The organism is Mycobacterium sp. IS-1556 (assembly GCF_001499985.1).
Lineage (GTDB): Bacteria > Actinomycetota > Actinomycetes > Mycobacteriales > Mycobacteriaceae > Mycobacterium.
In genome coordinates this window covers 374,400-392,364 of record NZ_LQIM01000012.1, presented here as the reverse complement: position 1 = coordinate 392,364, position 17,965 = coordinate 374,400, and the positions used below count along the sequence as shown (strand labels likewise).

At 68.0% G+C, this 17,965-nt stretch carries 19 protein-coding genes; 14 read left to right on the top strand and 5 right to left on the bottom strand.

The features are described 5' to 3' along the window. Positions 1-17: 17 nt before the first annotated feature. Both AU187_RS11315 and AU187_RS11310 read left to right on the top strand, forming a co-directional pair. A complete protein-coding gene (locus tag AU187_RS11315) occupies positions 18-293 on the top strand; it encodes a DUF2277 domain-containing protein (protein WP_059099760.1) in 276 nt (91 codons plus the stop codon). A gap of 7 nt (positions 294-300) precedes the next feature. After that, positions 301-846 (top strand): DUF1802 family protein, encoded by a 546-nt coding sequence (locus tag AU187_RS11310; protein WP_059099761.1) that lies wholly within the window; start codon positions 301-303, stop codon positions 844-846. A 12-nt stretch (positions 847-858) separates the two neighbouring features. On the opposite strand, the gene AU187_RS11305 is transcribed toward AU187_RS11310, so the two are convergent. Both AU187_RS11305 and AU187_RS11300 read right to left on the bottom strand, forming a co-directional pair. Further along, positions 859-2,451 (bottom strand): CocE/NonD family hydrolase, encoded by a 1,593-nt coding sequence (locus AU187_RS11305; protein ID WP_082683912.1) that lies wholly within the window; start codon positions 2,449-2,451, stop codon positions 859-861. 82 nt (positions 2,452-2,533) lie between these two features. After that, positions 2,534-3,151: a TetR/AcrR family transcriptional regulator gene (locus AU187_RS11300; protein ID WP_059099763.1), complete on the bottom strand. Its 618-nt coding sequence runs from the start codon at positions 3,149-3,151 to the stop codon at positions 2,534-2,536. A gap of 53 nt (positions 3,152-3,204) precedes the next feature. Here AU187_RS11300 and AU187_RS11295 point away from each other — a divergent pair, with 53 nt between their 5' ends. Both AU187_RS11295 and AU187_RS11290 read left to right on the top strand, forming a co-directional pair. Next, positions 3,205-4,338, top strand: a complete 1,134-nt coding sequence (locus AU187_RS11295) for a sulfotransferase family protein (RefSeq protein WP_059099764.1) — start codon at positions 3,205-3,207, stop codon at positions 4,336-4,338. Continuing rightward, entirely contained in the window at positions 4,328-5,392 is a 1,065-nt protein-coding gene (locus tag AU187_RS11290; protein ID WP_059099765.1) for a DUF7064 domain-containing protein, read from the top strand. The genes AU187_RS11295 and AU187_RS11290 overlap by 11 nt, the downstream gene beginning before the upstream one ends. A gap of 19 nt (positions 5,393-5,411) precedes the next feature. On the opposite strand, the gene AU187_RS11285 is transcribed toward AU187_RS11290, so the two are convergent. Further along, positions 5,412-5,981 (bottom strand): DUF3558 domain-containing protein, encoded by a 570-nt coding sequence (locus tag AU187_RS11285; protein WP_059099766.1) that lies wholly within the window; start codon positions 5,979-5,981, stop codon positions 5,412-5,414. A gap of 132 nt (positions 5,982-6,113) precedes the next feature. Here AU187_RS11285 and pptH point away from each other — a divergent pair, with 132 nt between their 5' ends. The 4 genes from pptH to AU187_RS11265 are packed head-to-tail and all read left to right on the top strand — an operon-like array spanning position 6,114 to position 9,097. Further along, positions 6,114-7,070 (top strand): ACP phosphodiesterase PptH, encoded by a 957-nt coding sequence (gene pptH, locus AU187_RS11280; protein ID WP_059099767.1) that lies wholly within the window; start codon positions 6,114-6,116, stop codon positions 7,068-7,070. Further along, complete coding sequence (pptT, locus tag AU187_RS11275; RefSeq protein WP_059099768.1) at positions 7,067-7,747, top strand: 4'-phosphopantetheinyl transferase PptT; 681 nt, start codon at positions 7,067-7,069, stop codon at positions 7,745-7,747. Before pptH ends, pptT begins: the two co-directional genes overlap by 4 nt. Continuing rightward, positions 7,744-8,625: a tRNA pseudouridine(55) synthase TruB gene (gene truB / locus AU187_RS11270; protein WP_059099769.1), complete on the top strand. Its 882-nt coding sequence runs from the start codon at positions 7,744-7,746 to the stop codon at positions 8,623-8,625. The genes pptT and truB overlap by 4 nt, the downstream gene beginning before the upstream one ends. Before the next feature lie 52 nt (positions 8,626-8,677). Then, the gene (locus tag AU187_RS11265; RefSeq protein ID WP_156425527.1) at positions 8,678-9,097 is read left to right on the top strand and encodes a DUF6632 domain-containing protein; all 420 of its coding nucleotides are present in this window, start codon (positions 8,678-8,680) and stop codon (positions 9,095-9,097) included. On the opposite strand, the gene mntR is transcribed toward AU187_RS11265, so the two are convergent. Then, positions 9,094-9,789: a manganese-binding transcriptional regulator MntR gene (gene mntR / locus AU187_RS11260; protein ID WP_059099771.1), complete on the bottom strand. Its 696-nt coding sequence runs from the start codon at positions 9,787-9,789 to the stop codon at positions 9,094-9,096. The genes AU187_RS11265 and mntR overlap by 4 nt on opposite strands. Before the next feature lie 82 nt (positions 9,790-9,871). On the opposite strand from mntR, the gene AU187_RS11255 reads away from it, so the two are divergent. The 5 genes from AU187_RS11255 (at position 9,872) to bla (ending at position 16,033) form a co-directional block, all read left to right on the top strand. Further along, positions 9,872-10,852: a bifunctional riboflavin kinase/FAD synthetase gene (locus AU187_RS11255; RefSeq protein ID WP_059099772.1), complete on the top strand. Its 981-nt coding sequence runs from the start codon at positions 9,872-9,874 to the stop codon at positions 10,850-10,852. Positions 10,853-10,987: 135 nt separating this feature from the next. Further along, positions 10,988-11,257: a 30S ribosomal protein S15 gene (rpsO, locus tag AU187_RS11250; RefSeq protein WP_059166690.1), complete on the top strand. Its 270-nt coding sequence runs from the start codon at positions 10,988-10,990 to the stop codon at positions 11,255-11,257. Positions 11,258-11,544: 287 nt separating this feature from the next. After that, positions 11,545-13,803, top strand: coding sequence for a polyribonucleotide nucleotidyltransferase (locus AU187_RS11245; RefSeq protein ID WP_059099774.1), 2,259 nt, complete (start codon positions 11,545-11,547; stop codon positions 13,801-13,803). Next, positions 13,781-15,121: a M16 family metallopeptidase gene (locus tag AU187_RS11240; protein WP_082683897.1), complete on the top strand. Its 1,341-nt coding sequence runs from the start codon at positions 13,781-13,783 to the stop codon at positions 15,119-15,121. The genes AU187_RS11245 and AU187_RS11240 overlap by 23 nt, the downstream gene beginning before the upstream one ends. An 18-nt stretch (positions 15,122-15,139) precedes the next feature. Next, complete coding sequence (gene bla / locus AU187_RS11235; RefSeq protein ID WP_059099775.1) at positions 15,140-16,033, top strand: class A beta-lactamase; 894 nt, start codon at positions 15,140-15,142, stop codon at positions 16,031-16,033. Between the two features lie 195 nt (positions 16,034-16,228). Here bla and ald read toward each other — a convergent pair whose 3' ends face one another. Next, on the bottom strand, positions 16,229-17,344 hold the full coding sequence (gene ald / locus AU187_RS11230; protein WP_059099776.1) for an alanine dehydrogenase: 1,116 nt from the start codon (positions 17,342-17,344) through the stop codon (positions 16,229-16,231). A gap of 64 nt (positions 17,345-17,408) precedes the next feature. On the opposite strand from ald, the gene aldR reads away from it, so the two are divergent. After that, the gene (gene aldR / locus AU187_RS11225) at positions 17,409-17,951 is read left to right on the top strand and encodes an HTH-type transcriptional regulator AldR (RefSeq protein ID WP_082683896.1); all 543 of its coding nucleotides are present in this window, start codon (positions 17,409-17,411) and stop codon (positions 17,949-17,951) included. The last annotated feature ends 14 nt before the right edge of the window (positions 17,952-17,965 follow it).

Sequence of the window (17,965 nt, the reverse complement as noted above, 5' to 3'; positions counted from 1 at the left end):
GAACCTATCGTGGAGCCATGTGCCGAAACATCACCGAGCTACGTGGGCTGGAGCCGGCGGCGACCGACGAGGAGGTCGAGGCCGCCGCTCGCCAGTACATCCGCAAGGTCAGCGGTATCACCCGGCCGACCGCCGCCAACGCCGACGTCTTCGAGGCGGCCGTCGCCGACGTCACCGCCACCACCCGACGGCTGCTGGCCGCGCTGCCGCCGCGGCGCCAGCCCCCCAAGACCGTTCCGCCGCTGCGCCGGCCCGAGGTGCGTGCGCGCATCGACGCCGCCAAGGCGCAGTAGCCGCCGAATGACCACCGCGCTCAAGGAATGGAGCGCCGCGGTACACGCGCTGCTCGACGGTCGGCAGACGGTGCTGCTGCGCAAGGGTGGCATCCACGAGAAGCGATTCGCTGTGACGGCGTCCCGCTTTCTGCTGTTTCCGACGGTCGCGCACAGCCATGCCGAACGGGTGCGCACCGAGCATCGCAACCTGCTGGACGCCGCGGCGCTCGACAGCAGCGACGACAAGGTGGTGATCCGCGGCGGGGCCCGAGTCGTCGCCGCCATCGAGGTGAACCGCCCGCAAATGCTGGAATCGATTGAACCCCTGCATATCTGGACCAACGAGTCGGTGCGCACCGACCGGCTCGACTTTCGTCCCAGGCATCGGCTCACCGCACTCGTCGTGCAGGCCAGCCCGCTGGTGCGGCCGCTGCGCCTGGCGCGCACCCCGGACTACGCCGGTTGCATCAGTTGGGTGGAACTGCCCGTCGACCCCGAATGGGCGCCGCCGGTGCACGACGACGCGACTCTGCACGACGTCGCCGACCGGGTGCGCCGCTCGGTGGGCTGAGTCGGGGCGCGCTCAGTCGGCCGCCGGCGGTTGCGGTCCAGCGGGCAGCAGCAGGCGGGACGCGCCGTCGCCGAGATGCACGGTGTGCGTCGCCGACGCGAACCCGCGGCCCGTGCCGAGCGGTTCGCCGGTGCCGAGGTTGCGGGCGAAGCGTGGGTGCGACCCGCCGGCCACCAGCACCCGGACACGGGAACCGGCGCGGAACCGGTGTGCGACCGGATCCAACTCGACGCGCACACGGCCGGAATCGGGGGCCGCCGCGAGGTAGCCGTCGCTGACGTTGCGGGACCGTCCCTTCGCGTCCACTTCGCTCACGCGCACGAACAGGTCGTTGTGCGGGTTGTCGCAGGAGTGTGACAGTTCCACGACCGGCGCCCCGACGACGTACAGGTCGGCGGGCAGGCGGTCGCCGGTGAAGCTCAGCACATCGGCACGCTGAGCCAGGCTGATGTCTTTCCGGTAACCGCCCTCGCGCGAGAGCAACCTGCCGCCCACGGTGGGCGTCGGATCCGCTGGGTTGTAGGTGAACGTCGACGGCGGTGCGGTCTCCGGCGGGACCGCGTCGCCAAGGCGACCTCCCGGCTGTAGATAGCGCACCACCTCGGGCATCGCCGGCGGCCATTCGGGCAGGTCGGTCCAGCCGCGGCCGGACACGAAGACCCGCACCGGCTGGCGTCGCGCGCTCGTCCCGCCATCGAGATGGGTGCCCAACCAATCCAGCGTTTCGCGGATGACGGTCGGCGCCGCTTTGGTCAACAGCTGGGTGTGCGTCCACGGGCCGACGGTCAACCCGACCTCCACGCCGCGCTCATGCAGTCGCCGGTACTGGGCGATCGTCTGCTCGAGGAACAAGTCCTGCCAGCCGCCGATCAGCAGCACCGGTATCTCGGTGGTGTCCAACGCTCGGCCGACGTTCAGCGAGGTCCAGTACGGATCGTCCGCCTCGGGGTGGTCGAGCCAGGACTCCCACCACGGCGCTCCCGCGCCCAGCAGCGTCCGTCCTGCCTCGCCGGCGGGCACCCGCCTCATCGCGCGGGCGAGGAGCCGTCGCGACCGCGCCTGCCGCAGCAATGCCCGCAATCTGTTCCGGTCCTCCTGGTTGGCGACCAGGTGGCTCCAGCCGAGAAAGTCGCTCAACGCGAAGGAGCCGGTGCCCCACCGCGGCCCGCTGACGTCGTGCGGGCCGACCGTGATGACGGCGGTCTTCATCTCCGGCGGGGGATCGGTGAGCAACGCCCACTGCGTAAACCCCAGATACGACAACCCGATTGTGCCGAACGACCCGGTGAACCACTCCTGATGCCTCAGCCACGAGACCGTGTCGGCGCCGTCGGAGACCTCGTTCATCATCGGCTCGAACTCGCCACCGGAGCCGAACGTGCCTCGCACACTCTGGAAGACGACGTGATAGCCGCGCGCCGCATAGGCGCGGGCGTAGAGCGCGGCGATCGGGAAGTCCCGGCCGTAGGGGCTGCGGACCAGCAGGGTGCCAGCGGGATCCGATGTCGCGGGCGCGTAATGGTGCGCCCTGAGCTCGACGCCGTCGCGCATCGGCACACGGACCCGGTGGATCTCGAAGTCACACGTGTGCGGTGGCAGACGCATCAGACGTGACAGGGTGCGTCCGGCGAGCCGCGCGGTCTTGGGGCGGGAGGCAGCAGCGGCGACGATGGTCACCCCGTCGAGGCTACGCAGGCGCGCCGCCGTTCGGCTCGAGCGCCTGCACAACTTGCGTCATCGCCCAGTCGATGGCCGACGTAGCCTCCTCGCCATCGAGCCCCCAGACCCCTACGAGGCGCTCGTAGCTCGCCGGGCTCCACAACACGTCGAGTAGGCCCGCGATCTTGCGTTGCTGTTCCTCCGCCAGCCGCGGCGCCGCGTCGGCCACCGCCCGCAGCAGTGCTTCGCGACGCCGCTCGTCGGAGCCGACGAACGCCGGGTCGCGGGGCGCCGGAACGGTCTCGCGCACCGAGAACCGTTGCAACGACGCGAATACCCGTGCGGTTACCGCACCGAGGGTGTCGAGGGTCATGTCCTCGTAGGACACCCCGGCCTCGGCCTCGAGTCGCTGCATGACGGCGTCGTGCAGATGGCGTTCGGTGGGGAAGTGACGGTAGACCGTGCGCTCCCCGACGCCGGCGCGCTCGGCCACTGCCCGGAACGTGAGCCCGCGCCAGTCCCAGCTGTCGAACTGGTGCACCAGCTCACTACCTGCATTGACGATGCGGTCGCGGGTCTGCGCCGCCTTCTGCAGGCGGGCACTGTTGTCGTACGAACGCCGCGGCGCTCTTGACGGCTCACCCATAATGATGACAGTGTACTGTCATTAATGTTAGCCCGCCGAGCGGGAGGTGCACCGTGGCATCAGCGGCCGACCTGATGGCCCGCGCCGTCGATCGGACCGGGCTCGACGACTTCGGCGACGACTCGTTCCGCGAAGGCCTCGAAATCCTCACCCGCGCGCTGCGTGACGAAGCCCGGCTCAACGTTCGCGGCGAGGGTTTCGTCTATCCCCGCATCGAACTGCACCTGTCGCAGCGCCTGCAGGTGGAGGACTGGTACCGCAGACATCCGGAGATCGACGACGAACCCCTCGTCGCGCCTCTGTTCGGGTTGGGTCTGCCCCGAACCGGGTCGACGGCCTTGTCCTTCCTTCTCGCGCAGGACCCGGCCGTCCGCTACCTGCGCAGCTGGGAGTCCGCGCAGCCCTGCCCGCCGCCGTCGACGGTCCACGGCGACGACCCGCGCATCCCGCCGGATCTGAGGCCGGTCATGGTCGGCAGCCGTAGGCACGTACCGAACGATGTCCACGGGCCGATGGAGTGCCTCGACCTCATGGCGCTCGACTTCAAGTCGCAGATTTTCCAGGCCTACGCGCAGATTCCGTCGTATTCGCAATGGCTCTGCGACACAGCGGATTTCACCTCGACCTACGTCTACGAGCGGCGGGTGCTCAAGCTGTTGCAGTGGGGTGCGCCGCCCCGGCCGTGGCGGCTGAAGTCCCCGGCGCACGTGCTGTCGCTGCCCGATCTCGACAGGGTCTTCGGTGACGCCCGCTTCGTGATGACGCACCGCGACCCGACCGACGTGATGTTGAGTGTGGCCGACGTCTACGCCGATATCGTCGGCGGGTTCTCCGACCACCTCGACCGGCGGTATCTCGGCGAACTGAACGTCGCGCAGTGGTCCGCGGGGATGCAGCGCGTGATGGCCTTTCGGGAAGCCGGTGCCGACGACCGCTTCTACGACATCGGTTTCCGTGCGATGCAAGCCGATCCGATCGGCGAGGTGAGGCACCTGTACGCGTGGCTCGGCGAACCCGTCACCGATGAATTCGAACAGCGTATGCGGGCCTGGTGGGCCGCGAACGCCGAGAATCGCGAAGCGCACCCGAAAGTGGATGCCGAAGCGTTCGGGCTGGACCCCACCAGGGTTCGGCCGCTGTTCGCCCACTACGCCGACACATTCGTGAGGAGCGCGCATGAGCGTTGACCTGACCGGCGGGATGGATCCGGCCCGCGAACTCGTGTTCGCCCAGCGGCCGGATGAACCCGAGATGCGTGATTCGGTCAGCTTCTGGGTGTTCGACGACCGCGGCGAGATCGGTTTGCCGCGCATCGGGATCGAGGCGGTCGCGTCGAACTGGGACACGCACGGAATCCAGGTCAACGTCGCGTTCGCCGACGGCCGGGTGTACCGGCTGCGCGCCGACGGTCCCGGCAGGCCGGTCGAGGGCCCCGACGGCAAGCCGACGGTGCTGGGCGCCGGGCCGCTGACATTCGCCTGCATCGCGCCCTTCGACGTGTGGACCATGGCCTTCGACGGGCAGGCCGTGCAGACGTCGTCGGCCGATCTCGCCGCGGGCCGCAAGGACGGACCCCTGGTCGACGTGCGGTTCGAGGTCGAGGCGAGGATGGCGGTTCCGCCGTGGATCCAGGGCGCCATGCGGGCCGACGCCGACGAGCAGCTCAGGACGTCGATCGTCGGTGACCTCATGGGCGGAGCGCGCTACGAGCAGTTGTTCCGAGCCACCGGAGCCGTCGAGGTGGCCGGCGCACAACAGTCGTTCTCCGGCACCGGGTTGCGTATCCGGCGCCAGGGCGTGCGCAAGCTCGAAGGCTTCTGGGGTCACTGCTGGCAGTCCGCGCTGTTCGGCAGCGGGCGGGCGTTCGGCTACATCGCCTATCCGCCGCGACCGGACGGACAGCCGAACTACAACGAGGGCTACGTCTATTACGGCGACGGCGCGCTCGTGCCCGCCCGTGTCGTGGAGGCGCCATGGCTGCGTCGGCTGCGGCCCCGCGGCGAGGACGTCTCGCTGGTGCTCGAAACCGACCGCGGCACAGTGCGGATCGAGGGCGAGACGGTGGTGTCGACCCACGACATCACCGATCGCAGCGAAATCCCGGCCGACCAGTTGGCGTTGATGGCGAACTGGACCTTCCCCGCATTGCAGCAGGCCGGCGTGCGCTATCGCTGGGACGGCGAAGAGGCGATCGGCATGCTCGAGCGCTCGAGCCCGATGGACCAGATCGCCGACGGCTGAGCCGTCAATCGAGCCTGCATCAGAACACGTAGTGCGGGATCAGCTCGTGCGCGCGCTGCAGGTTGGTCTGCATGCAGTCAGGGTCGGGGTTGGAGTAGATCGGCGAGTAGAACACCGACTGCTGCAGCACGCCATAGCTCGTGTCGAACGCGATCATGCAGGTGATCCACCACCGGTTGTTCCAGTCGGTCGGCTTCATGATCCAGTACTGCGCGGCGCGGTGCCCGTCGATGTCGAGTTGCACCGCGTCGGCGGGCAGCGTCTCCTCGTATGTGCGCCAGACGATCGGCTCGATCGCCATCTGGTAGTTCCCGGCGTCGTACTTGCAGCGCAGCTGATCCTCGGGAATCGGCGGCGTGTGCGCCAGACCGATGGCCTGCACCGCGTCGAGCGGGATCTCCTTGCACGGGTTGAACGGCGACGGGTCGGTGATGTCGATGACGGGCCACTTGATCGACGTGGTGACGTTGGTCATCGGGATCTCTTTCGCATCCACCTGCGGGACACCCGCCGGATTGGTCTGCCACACCACGATCGCCGCGGCGACCATTGCGCACAGCACCGACACCAGGCGCAGCTTGGCGACCATCACACCCCTTTGTCCGTCGGTCCGACCCTGCGGGGAGTCTAGCGGGCGGCCACCAGCGGCCGGACGGGAAGTGAGAACCTGTTCTAGTTGCCGGGCGAGCCGCCGACATCCGCTTAAGTACCCTGGTCAGTTGTGACACGCGAAGGCCGACGGCCCACCCTCTGGGCGATCAGCGACCTGCACACCGGTCACACCGGCAACAAACCCGTGACAGAGTCGCTGCATCCGGCCTCTCCCGACGACTGGCTCATCGTCGCCGGCGACGTGGCCGAACGCACCGATGAGATCCGCTGGGCGCTGGATCTGCTGCGCAAACGGTTCGCCAAGGTGATCTGGATTCCGGGCAACCATGAACTGTGGACCACCAATCGGGATCCGATGCAGATCTTCGGCAAGGCCCGCTACGACTACCTGGTCAACATGTGCGACGAGATGGGCATCGTCACCCCCGAGCACCCGTTCCCGGTATGGACCGAGGAGGGCGGCCCGGCCACGATCGTGCCGATGTTCCTGCTGTACGACTACACCTTTCTGCCCGAAGGTGCGGCCACCAAGGCCGAGGGGCTCGCGATCGCGCGGGAGAAGAACGTCGTGGGCACCGACGAGTTCCTGCTGTCGGCCGAACCGTATGCGACCCGCGATGCGTGGTGCCGCAGCCGCGTGGCCTACACCCGCAAGAGGCTCGAAGATCTCGACTGGATGACGCCGACGGTATTGGTCAATCATTTCCCGATGGTGCGCGAACCCTGCGACGCGATGTTCTATCCGGAGTTCTCGCTGTGGTGTGGCACCACCGCGACCGCTGACTGGCACACCCGTTACAACGCGGTCTGCTCGGTGTACGGGCACCTGCACATTCCGCGCACCACGTGGTACGACGGCGTGCGGTTCGAGGAGGTGTCGGTCGGTTATCCGCGAGAATGGCGGCGCCGCAAGCCGTATCGCTGGATGCGCCAGATCCTGCCGGATCCGCAGTACCCGCCCGGATACCTCAACGAGTTCGGCGGCCACTTCGAGATCACCCAGGAGATGCGGGACAACGCCCAGAAGATGCAGCAACGGATCCGCGACAGGCAGGTAGCGCGATGACGATCGCGGCGTCACTGTTGTCCGGTGTGTTGCCCGCGGCGACGCATGGGCTGGCCGCGGCGGAGCTCTACCGTGATCCGCCGGACCTGGCGCCGTTGCCTGAAGAGGAGCCGCTCGTCGCCAGGTCGGTGGCCAAGCGCCGCAACGAATTCGTCACGGTGCGGTACTGCGCCCGGCAGGCGCTCGGCGACCTCGGTATCGCACCGGTGCCGATCCTGAAGGGGGAGAAGGGCGAACCGCGTTGGCCTGACGGCGTGGTCGGTTCCCTGACCCACTGCGACGGTTACCGCGGTGCGGTGGTCGGCCGCCGGAGCGACGTGCGTTCGGTGGGGATCGACGCCGAACCGCACGGAGTGCTGCCCGACGGGGTGCTCGACGCGATCAGCCTGCCCACCGAGCGAGTTGAACTCAAGCAGCTGCCCGCCGGACTGCACTGGGACCGAATCTTGTTCTGCGCCAAGGAAGCAACCTATAAGGCATGGTTTCCGGTGACCCGGCGTTGGTTGGGCTTCGAGGATGCCCACATCGTCTTCGACGTCGACGACAGCGGTACCTCGGGCACATTCGTCTCACGCGTTCTGATCGATCCCGCCGCGGAGCACGGGCCGCCGCTGGAGACGCTGCCTGGGCGGTGGTCGGTGCGCGACGGCATCGCGCTCACCGCAATCGTGTTATGACCGAGGCCGGGCTCGTCATCGTCGACAAACCCGCGGGCATGACGAGCCACGACGTGGTCGGCCGCTGCCGCCGATTGTTCGGCACTCGTAAGGTCGGCCACGCCGGCACACTGGACCCGATGGCGACCGGGGTGCTGGTCGTCGGCATCGGACGTGCCACCAAGATCCTCGGCTTACTGACCGCGACCGACAAGGCGTATGCCGCGACGATCCGACTGGGGCAGGCCACCTCCACTGATGACGCCGAAGGTGAAGTCCTGCAGGAGGTTTCGGCCGACGACGTCACCGATGTGCAGATCCACCGGGCGGTGGCCGAACTGCGAGGGGAGATCGAGCAGGTTCCGTCCGCGGTCAGCGCTATCAAGGTCGACGGGCAGCGGGCCTACAAGCTCGCACGGGAGGGAAGTGCCGTCGAGCTGGCGCCGCGCCGCGTCCGGATCGACCGGTTCGATGTGCTCGATATCCGCCGGCGCCCCGGACTCGTCGATGTGGATGTCGAAGTCGACTGCTCCAGCGGCACCTACATCCGCGCGTTGGCCCGCGACGTGGGCACCGCGTTGGGCGTCGGCGGTCACCTCATCGCGTTGCGGCGCACCGGGGTCGGCCGCTTCGGGTTGAGTGAGGCCCGCACACTCGACGACCTCGCCGATGCGCCGCGACTGTCGCACAGCATCGACGCCGCATGCCTTCTGGCGTTTCCGCGGCGGGACCTGTCCGCGGGTGAGGCGGAGGACACCCGCCACGGGCGGCCGCTGAAAGCGGCTGGTATCGAAGGCACTTACGCGGCGACCGCCCCGGACGGGCAAGTCATCGCACTGCTGAAAGACCACTCGGAGCGCACGAAGTCGGTCGTGGTGCTGCGCCCGGCGACCTTGTAGGCCATCGCATTCGGGCGCATACTGACATCCCGTTCTCCAGATGGGAGCCGAAATGCCGTCTCCATACAAGGCTCTTCAAATCGCACTCGGTGTTTTCGGCGTGGTCGCGCTCTGCCTGTACCCGCTGGCCGTGCTGTGGCCCTCGGGGTGGGCATGGCATGCGGGCCCGCCCCACAATTCCGACTACTTCATGATGATCGTCGGGCTGTACGCCACGCTCGGCGTATTCCTGTTGTTGGCGGCGCGAAACCCTCGCGCTCATCTCAGCCTGATCTGGTTCGCGGTGTGGTCCAGCGTCGTTCACGCGGTCATCATGGCGGTGCAGTCTGTGCGCGGCGGCGGGCATCACATGGGACACCTGTTCGGTGATGTGCCCGCACTTCTGCTGGTCGCGATCGTGCTGGCGGTGCTCGTGCGGGCGTCCGGGCTCACACGGTCCGAGGAACAGCCGGCTGCGCTCGAGCGACGTTAGCTCGCGACCACCCAGATCGCTTCTGCGGCAGGGCTTCCCAGGTCGACGGTCGTATCGTCGCCGTCGGACGATTCGATGGCCACCGAGATCATGCCGGCGAAGTCCCGCCGGGCCAGCACCCGCAGCCGCGAGTCCAGGCTGATGCCGACGCTGTCGAAGTACCGCAGCATCTCCGGATCGGCATCGGAGATGCGCGCGACCGTGCCGGTGTCGCCGTCGTGGCAGGCCGACAACTGGCGGGCGTCCGGGGTGGGCACCTGACCGTCGGCCGCGGGGATCGGGTCGCCGTGCGGGTCACGGATCGGGTGGCCGAGCTTCGCGTCGATGCGGTCCAGCATCCGGTCAGACACCGCATGCTCGAGCACCTCGGCCTCGTCGTGCACCTCGTCCCAGCTGTAGCCCAACTCGCGGACGAGGAACGTCTCCATCAGCCGGTGGCGGCGCACCATCGCCAGCGCGGCGGCCCGGCCGGCCTCGGTCAACGTCACCGCGCCGTACTTCTCGTGGTTGACCAGCCCCTGGTCGGCCAGCTTGCGAATCGACTCCGAGGCCGTGCTCGCGGACACGCCCAGCCGCTCGGCCAGCAGCTTCGTGCTGATCTTCTCCTGCGACCACTCCTGCACCGTCCAGATGACCTTCAGGTAGTCCTGGGCAACGGTCGTCAGGTCACGCGCATCGCCGGCAGGATTCACAGTTGCAAAGTTTAGGCAATGGTCACCTCATCTGGGCATCCAGCGAAGCGCCCGGCCCCCGATTCGCCGTAGGCTTGCCCTCGTGCAGCGCTGGCGGGGACAAGACGAGATCCCGACCGACTGGGGCCGATGCGTCGTCACCATCGGGGTGTTCGACGGTGTGCACCGCGGTCATCAGGAGCTGATCAACCACGCGGTCAAGGCCGGCCGTTCACGCGGAGTGCCGACGGTGCTGATGACGTTCGACCCCCATCCGATGGAGGTCGTGTTTCCCGGCAGTCATCCGGCCCAGCTGACGACGCTGACCCGGCGCGCTGAACTGGTCGAGGAACTCGGCATCGACGTCTTCCTGGTCATGCCGTTCACCTCCGACTTCATGAAGCTCACTCCCGAGCGCTACATCCACGAACTCCTGGTCGAACGCCTGCACGTGGTGGAGGTCGTGGTCGGGGAGAACTTCACCTTCGGCAAGAAGGCGGCGGGAAACGTCTCGCTGCTGCGCAAGGCCGGTGAGCGGTTCGGCTTCGCCGTCGAGGGGATGGCTCTGGTTTCTGAAGTAGCAGAGCCCACACACGACGAGACCGTCACGTTCTCGTCGACCTATATCCGGTCCTGCGTCGACGCGGGCGACGTCGTCGCCGCCACCGAGGCGCTGGGCCGCCCACATCGCGTCGAGGGCGTGGTGGTGCGCGGCGACGGGCGCGGCAAGGTGCTCGGCTTTCCCACCGCCAACGTGGCGCCGCCCATGTACTCGGCGATCCCCGCCGACGGGGTCTACGCGGCGTGGTTCACCGTGCTGGGCCACGGGCCGATCACCGGCAGCGTCGTCCCGGGCGAGCGGTATCAGGCCGCCGTCTCCGTCGGCACCAATCCCACATTCTCCGGGCGCACCCGCACCGTCGAAGCGTTCGTGCTCGACACCACCGCCGACCTGTACGGCCAGCATGTTGCGGTCGATTTCGTGGCCCGGCTGCGAGGACAGGAGAAGTTCGCCACCGTCGAGGACCTCGTCGAGCAGATGGGCGCCGACACCGAGCACGCCCGCACGATTCTGTTGCGCTGAGCTGCGGTTTCACTGCACGCCCGACCCGCTGTTAGACTTCTGGCCGACCTGGCGTGTGCTGCAGTTCGCGGCGGCTGCGCCTTCCTCGGGGCCGCACGCCCCTTCCCCGCGAACTGAGAAGATGGAGTTTGTTTCGTGGCGCTTACTGCCGAGCAGAAAAAGTCGATCCTGAACGAGTACGGCCTGCACAACACCGACACCGGCTCGCCGGAAGCTCAGGTGGCCCTGCTGACCAAGCGGATCACCGACCTGACCGAGCACCTCAAGGTGCACAAGCACGACCACCACTCGCGGCGCGGTCTGCTGCTGCTCGTCGGCCGTCGGCGCCGGCTGCTCAAGTACGTGGCCCAGGTCGACGTGCAGCGCTACCGCTCGCTGATCGAGCGGCTCGGCCTGCGCCGCTGACGCAGGATTTCGGCCCCGTACCTGCGCAGAGTACGATGGCATCGTTCGACTGCCGATTGGCTCGAACGACCAGGGTGCGGTCTTCGCAGTTCCGCGAGCACCGTTCCCGCGCGTCATAACCAGGACCTGCTTGATCGCGCGGTCTTCGGTAGTGGCTGCCGGAAACAATTGCCGGCAGCTTCGATCGATGGCCGTAGCCGCATCGAGGCCGGTGGTTCGAAAGCTGTGACGACGCGAAACAGCTGAACAGTGCAAGCACTGAACCCAGAGAGGCCATCCGGACACCCATGTCTGTAGTTGAAATCGAAGACGGCGTGTACGAGGCGACCGCCGTGATCGACAACGGAAGCTTCGGCTCCCGCACCATCCGTTTCGAAACCGGCCGGCTCGCCCAGCAGGCCGCCGGCTCGGCCGTCGCCTATCTCGACGACGAGACCATGCTGCTGTCGGCCACGTCGGCCAGCAAGAATCCCAAGGACCACTTCGACTTCTTCCCGCTGACGGTCGACGTCGAGGAGCGGATGTACGCCGCCGGCCGCATCCCCGGCTCGTTCTTCCGTCGCGAAGGTCGCCCGTCGACTGACGCGATCCTGACCTGCCGGCTGATCGACCGGCCGCTGCGCCCGTCGTTCGTCGACGGCCTGCGCAACGAGATCCAGGTCGTGGTGACCGTGCTGTCGCTCGATCCCAAGGATCTGTACGACGTGCTCGCGATCAATGCGGCCTCGGCGTCCACCCAGCTCGCCGGCCTGCCGTTCTCCGGCCCGGTCGGTGGCGTGCGCGTCGCGCTGATCGACGGGACGTGGGTCGCGTTCCCGACCGTCGAGCAGCTCGAGCGGGCGGTGTTCGACATGGTTGTCGCCGGCCGTGTCCTCGAAGATGGGGACGTCGCGATCATGATGGTCGAGGCCGAGGCCACCGACAACGTCGTCGAGCTCATCAAAGGTGGGTCGGCGGCTCCTACAGAATCAGTGGTGGCCGAGGGCCTGGAGGCCGCCAAGCCGTTCATCAAGGTGCTGTGCGAGGCGCAGCAGGAGCTGGCCGATCGCGCCGCGAGGCCGGTCGGCGAGTATCCGGTCTTCCCCGAATACGGCGACGACGTCTACTACGCGGTCGCCTCGGTGGCCACCGAAGCGCTGTCGGAGGCGCTGACCATCGCGGGCAAGCAGGAGCGCAACGACCGCACCGACGAGATCAAGGGCGAGGTGCTCGAGCGGCTGGCCGAGCAGTACGCGGGCCGCGAGAAAGAGATCGGCGCCGCGTTCCGGTCGCTGACCAAAAAGCTTGTGCGCCAACGTATCCTGACCGACCACTTCCGCATCGACGGCCGCGGTATCACTGACATCCGCGCGCTGAGCGCCGAAGTGGCGGTGGTGCCCCGGGCGCACGGCAGCGCGCTGTTCGAGCGTGGCGAGACGCAGATTCTCGGCGTCACGACGCTGGACATGATGAAGCTGGCACAGCAGATCGACTCGCTGGGGCCCGAGACCAGCAAGCGCTACATGCACCACTACAACTTCCCGCCGTATTCGACCGGCGAAACCGGCCGCGTCGGTTCACCCAAGCGCCGCGAGATCGGCCACGGTGCGCTGGCGGAGCGGGCGATCATGCCGGTGCTGCCGAGCGTCGAGGAGTTCCCCTACGCGATCCGTCAGGTGTCGGAGGCGTTGAGCTCCAACGGTTCTACCTCGATGGGCTCGGTGTGTGCGTCGACGCTGGCACTGCTCAACGCCGGTGTGCCGCTGAAGGCACCGGTCGCGGGCATCGCGATGGGCCTCGTGTCCGACGACATCGAAGTTGACGGCAAGAGCGAGCGCCGCTTCGTGGCGCTGACCGACATCCTCGGCGCCGAGGATGCGTTCGGCGACATGGACTTCAAGGTTGCGGGCACCAAGGAGTTCGTCACCGCGCTGCAGCTGGACACCAAGCTCGACGGCATCCCGTCGCAGGTGCTGGCCGGCGCGTTGAGCCAGGCCAAGGATGCCCGGCTGACCATCCTCGAGGTGATGGCCGAGGCGATCGACGGGCCCGACGAGATGAGCCCGTACGCACCGCGGATCACGACGATCAAGGTGCCGGTGGACAAGATCGGCGAGGTGATCGGGCCCAAGGGCAAGATCATCAACCAGATCACCGAGGACACCGGCGCGCAGATCTCCATCGAGGACGACGGCACCGTGTTCGTCGGCGCGACCGACGGACCCTCGGCCCAGGCGGCGATCGACCGCATCAACGCGATCGCCAACCCGCAGCTGCCCAAGGTCGGCGAGCGGTTCCTCGGAACCGTCGTCAAGACAACCGATTTCGGTGCGTTCGTGTCGCTGCTGCCGGGCCGGGACGGGCTGGTGCACATCTCGAAGCTGGGCCGCGGAAAGCGGATTGCCAAGGTCGAGGACGTCGTCAAGGTGGGTGACAAGCTGCGCGTGGAGATCGCCGACATCGACAACCGGGGCAAGATCTCGCTGATCCTGGTCGCCGAAGAGGACACCGCAGACGCTTCCAAACCGGACACTGCACCGGCAGATGCCGCCACGGCGAGCAGCTAGGGAGTTGCGCCGCAGCGCACGCGGCGACGGGTCATCGTTGGCGGTGCGCCGCACCGTGTTGCCCGGTGGCCTGCGCGTGGTCACCGAATACATCCCGTCGGTGCACTCGGCATCGGTCGGGCTGTGGGTCAACGTCGGTTCGCGCGACGAGGGCCACAGCGTCGCGGGCGCGGCCCACTTCCTGGAGCACCTGCTGTTCAAGTCGACGCCGACGCGGTCCGCGGTGGACATCGCCCAGGCCGTCGACGCGGTCGGCGGTGAATTGAACGCGTTCACCGCCAAGGAGCACACCTGCTACTACGCGCATGTGCTCGACTCCGACCTGGAGCTGGCCGTCGACCTGGTCGCCGACGTGGTATTGCGCGGCCAGTGCGCCGTCGAGGATGTCGAGGTCGAACGCGACGTGGTGCTCGAGGAGATCGCGATGCGCGACGACGATCCCGAGGACACCCTCGGCGACGTGTTCCTGTCGGCGATGTTCGGCTCTCATCCGGTGGGCCGTCCGGTGATCGGCAGCGTGAAGTCGATTTCGGAGATGTCCCGCGCGCAACTGCATTCGTTCCACCTCCGGCGCTACACCCCCGAGCGGATGGTGCTGGCGGTCGCGGGCAACGTCGACCATGACGAGGTGGTGGCGCTCACGCGCGAGTACTTCGGCGCTCGGCTGGTCCGTGGGCGCACGCCGGTGCCGCCCCGCAAGGGCAGCGGCCGGGTCGGTGGGCGGCCCAGCCTGCAGCTGGTCAGCCGTGACGCCGAGCAGACCCACCTGACGCTGGGTGTGCGCACGCCGGGGCGGCACTGGGAACACCGGTGGGCGCTGTCGGTGCTCAACACCGCGTTGGGTGGTGGGCTGAGCTCGCGGCTGTTCCAGGAGATCCGCGAGACCCGCGGGCTGGCGTACTCGGTGTACTCGACGGTGGACACGTTCTCCGACAGCGGGGCGCTGTCGGTCTACGCGGGTTGTCTGCCGGAACGATTCAACGAAGTGGTCCGGGTGACCACCGATGTCCTGCAGGCGGTGGCCCGCGACGGCATCAGCGAGGCGGAATGCCGGATCGCGAAGGGATCGCTGAGGGGCGGTCTGGTGCTCGGCCTCGAGGATTCCGGCTCGCGGATGAACCGCATCGGCCGCAGCGAACTGCATTTCGGTGAGCACCGCACCATCGAACAGACGCTGGCGAACATCGATGCGGTGACGCTCGACGAGGTCAACGCGGTCGCCCGGAAATTGTTGAGCCGGCCCTACGGTGGCGCGGTGCTGGGGCCGCAAAGGTCGAAAAGGTCGCTGCCACAGCCGCTTCGGTCGATCGCGAGCTGATCGACTACCGTTGGGCCGATGATTCGACTGTCGAGGCGGCATGTCCTGATCGGCGGCCTGACGCTGGCAGCCGTCGCCGCCTGCACCGAAAAGCAAGCGGTGGCCGATCCCCGCGCCGTGCCGCCGATCGACGCCCGGATCGGCGAATTCGAGCGTCAGCACAATGCGCTCATCGGGGTTTTCGCCGTCAACCTGGACACCGGACGGGCCATCGCGCACCGCGCGCAGGAGCCGTTCGCGATGTGCTCGACGTTCAAGGGCTACGCCGCCGCGCGGATCCTGCAGAAAGCCGAGCGCGGCGAGCTCGCGCTGTCGGATCGCGTGGCCGTCGAGCAGAGCGACATCGTGCCCAACTCGCCGGTCACCCAGACTCGGGTCGGGCAGACGATGACACTTGCCGAACTGTGTGAAGCGGCCCTGCAGAGAAGCGACAACGCCGCAGGCAACCTGCTGCTCCGGGCGATCGGTGGGCCGCCCGCAATCACCGACTTCGCCCGCAGCATCGGCGACCAACGGTCACGGCTGGACCGCTGGGAGGTCGAGCTCAACGCGGCAGTTCCCGGCGACCCTCGCGACACCACCACACCGGAGGCCATCGGCGGCGGCTACCGGTCGATGCTCACCGGCGCCGTGCTCGCGGAGCCGCAACGCCGGCTGCTCGAGGACTGGATGCGGGCCAATCAGACGTCAAGCGTGCGACCGGCGCTCGCGCCGGGATGGACGACGGCCGACAAGACCGGCAGCGGCGACTACGGCAGCACCAACGACGTGGGCGTCGCGTTTGGTCCCGACGGTCGACGGCTACTGCTGGCGGTGATGACGCGATCCGCTGGGAACGACCCGAATGCACCGAACATGCGGCCACTGATCGGCGAGCTGGCCGCCCTGCTCGTTGCGGCGCTGCTCGCCTGATCCGTGGCCCCCGAGCCGCCCCGACCCCCCGCGGCCGGGGGCGACCGGTGGAGCGGCTGTCCCCCCATGCGCCCCCCGGCGCCAGCCGCTGACGTCAACGGTATGGCACCAACGGCGGCGGAGGAATCGGGCGAATCCCTATCATTTCGGCCCGGTACGGGACGGGCACCGGGCGCACAACCGCGCGCGCACGGTCTAGACCAGCACTGACGCCGGATCGGTGTACGGCAGGCCGAGATCGGCCGCGACGCGTTCGGACAGCAGCGCCCCGGCATGCGTGGACAGGCCCTTGGCCAGCGCGGCATCCGCCCGGCACGCCGCCCGCCAGCCCTGGTCGGCCAACCTCAGCACGTAGGGCATGGTGGCGTTCGTCAGGGCGTAGGTGGAGGTGCGGGGCACGGCGCCGGGCATGTTGGCGACGCAATAGAAAACGGTGTCGTGCACGGCGAACGTCGGATCGTCGTGGGTGGTCGGTCGGGAGTCCTCGAAGCAACCGCCCTGGTCGATCGCGATGTCGACCAGCACCGCGCCCGGCTTCATGTGGGCGACGGTCGAATTCGTCACCAGTTTGGGCGTCTTGGCACCCGGCACCAGCACCGCACCGATCACCAGGTCGGCGCGTTTGACGGCGTCCTCGAGTTCGAGGATCGACGAGTAGCGGGTCTCGATGCGGCCGCCGAACTCGGCGTCCATTTCGCGCAGTTTGTTGATGTCGACGTCGAACACGGTGACGTGCGCACCCATGCCGGCAGCCACCCGCGCGGCGTGGTAGCCGGCGGTGCCGCAGCCGATCACGACGACGTCGGCGGGCGCGACACCCGGCACGCCTCCCATCAACACGCCCCGGCCGCCGTGGCTGGACATCAGGTGATACGCGCCGACCTGTGCCGACAACCGCCCGGCCACCTCGCTCATCGGGGCCAGCAGCGGAAGTGCACCGTCGGCGGTTTGGACGGTTTCGTACGCGATCGACGTCGCGCCGGACGCCATCAGCGCATCGGTGCACGGGCGAGCCGCCGCCAGATGCAGATACGTGAACAGGGTCTGGCCGTGGCGCATCCGGTGGTACTCGGCGTCGATCGGTTCCTTGACCTTGAGCAACAGTTCGGCCTCGGCCCACACCTGGTCGGCGCTGGTGATCACCTGAGCGCCCGCGCGCTTGAAGTCGGCGTCCGCGATCGCCGAACCCTCGCCCGCGCCGGATTGGACGATCACCTCGTGTCCGTGATGCACCAACTCCGCGACACCCGCCGGGGTGATGGCGACCCGGAACTCGTTGTTCTTGATCTCGGTTGGGATGCCGACGCGCATGTCCGCTCCTCGCAAAGACGCTGTACCTCCAGTTTGAAGAAGCTTCGAATTCACGGCAACAAACATGCTCAGAATTCTGTATTGTCGCCATGTGACGGCGTCTTCTTCGACAACGGACGCGGGTAGGGCGGATCGGCCGAAGGATGTTCGGCCGTACGCGGTCGACGCTGTCGACCGCCGGATCCTGACCGCGTTGCATCGCGACGCGCGGATGTCGAACCACGCGCTTGCCGACGCCGTGGGAATCGCACCGTCGACCTGCCACGGCCGGGTGCGCCGGCTCCAGGAGCTGGGGGTGATCCGCGGTTTCTACACCGACATCGACCCGGCCGCGATCGGCCTGCCGCTCCAGGCCATGATCTCGGTGAGCCTGCAGTCCAGCGCGCGCGGCAAGATCCACAGCTTCATCCAGCAGATCCGGCGTATGCCGCAGGTGATGAACGTGTACTTCCTGGCGGGCGCAGACGACTTCATCCTGCATGTCGCCGCGCGAGACACCGACGACCTTCGGGCGTTCGTGGTGGAGAACCTCAACGCCGACGCGGACGTCGCGGGTACGCAGACGTCGCTGATCTTCGAGCACCTGCGGGGCGCCTCGCCGTTGTAACCCCGGCGAGCGGT

Excerpts from the sequence above, each read along its gene's own strand:
- AU187_RS11315 (WP_059099760.1), top strand. The coding sequence starts at position 18 with ATGTGCCGAAACATCACCGAGCTACGTGGGCTGGAGCCGGCGGCGACC.
- AU187_RS11310 (WP_059099761.1), top strand. The coding sequence starts at position 301 with ATGACCACCGCGCTCAAGGAATGGAGCGCCGCGGTACACGCGCTGCTC.
- AU187_RS11305 (WP_082683912.1), bottom strand. The coding sequence starts at position 2,451 with ATGCGTCTGCCACCGCACACGTGTGACTTCGAGATCCACCGGGTCCGT.
- AU187_RS11300 (WP_059099763.1), bottom strand. The coding sequence starts at position 3,151 with ATGGGTGAGCCGTCAAGAGCGCCGCGGCGTTCGTACGACAACAGTGCC.
- AU187_RS11290 (WP_059099765.1), top strand. The coding sequence starts at position 4,328 with ATGAGCGTTGACCTGACCGGCGGGATGGATCCGGCCCGCGAACTCGTG.
- AU187_RS11285 (WP_059099766.1), bottom strand. The coding sequence starts at position 5,981 with ATGGTCGCCAAGCTGCGCCTGGTGTCGGTGCTGTGCGCAATGGTCGCC.
- pptT (WP_059099768.1), top strand. The coding sequence starts at position 7,067 with ATGACGATCGCGGCGTCACTGTTGTCCGGTGTGTTGCCCGCGGCGACG.
- truB (WP_059099769.1), top strand. The coding sequence starts at position 7,744 with ATGACCGAGGCCGGGCTCGTCATCGTCGACAAACCCGCGGGCATGACG.
- AU187_RS11265 (WP_156425527.1), top strand. The coding sequence starts at position 8,678 with ATGCCGTCTCCATACAAGGCTCTTCAAATCGCACTCGGTGTTTTCGGC.
- AU187_RS11245 (WP_059099774.1), top strand. The coding sequence starts at position 11,545 with ATGTCTGTAGTTGAAATCGAAGACGGCGTGTACGAGGCGACCGCCGTG.
- AU187_RS11240 (WP_082683897.1), top strand. The coding sequence starts at position 13,781 with ATGCCGCCACGGCGAGCAGCTAGGGAGTTGCGCCGCAGCGCACGCGGC.
- bla (WP_059099775.1), top strand. The coding sequence starts at position 15,140 with ATGATTCGACTGTCGAGGCGGCATGTCCTGATCGGCGGCCTGACGCTG.
- ald (WP_059099776.1), bottom strand. The coding sequence starts at position 17,344 with ATGCGCGTCGGCATCCCAACCGAGATCAAGAACAACGAGTTCCGGGTC.
- aldR (WP_082683896.1), top strand. The coding sequence starts at position 17,409 with ATGCTCAGAATTCTGTATTGTCGCCATGTGACGGCGTCTTCTTCGACA.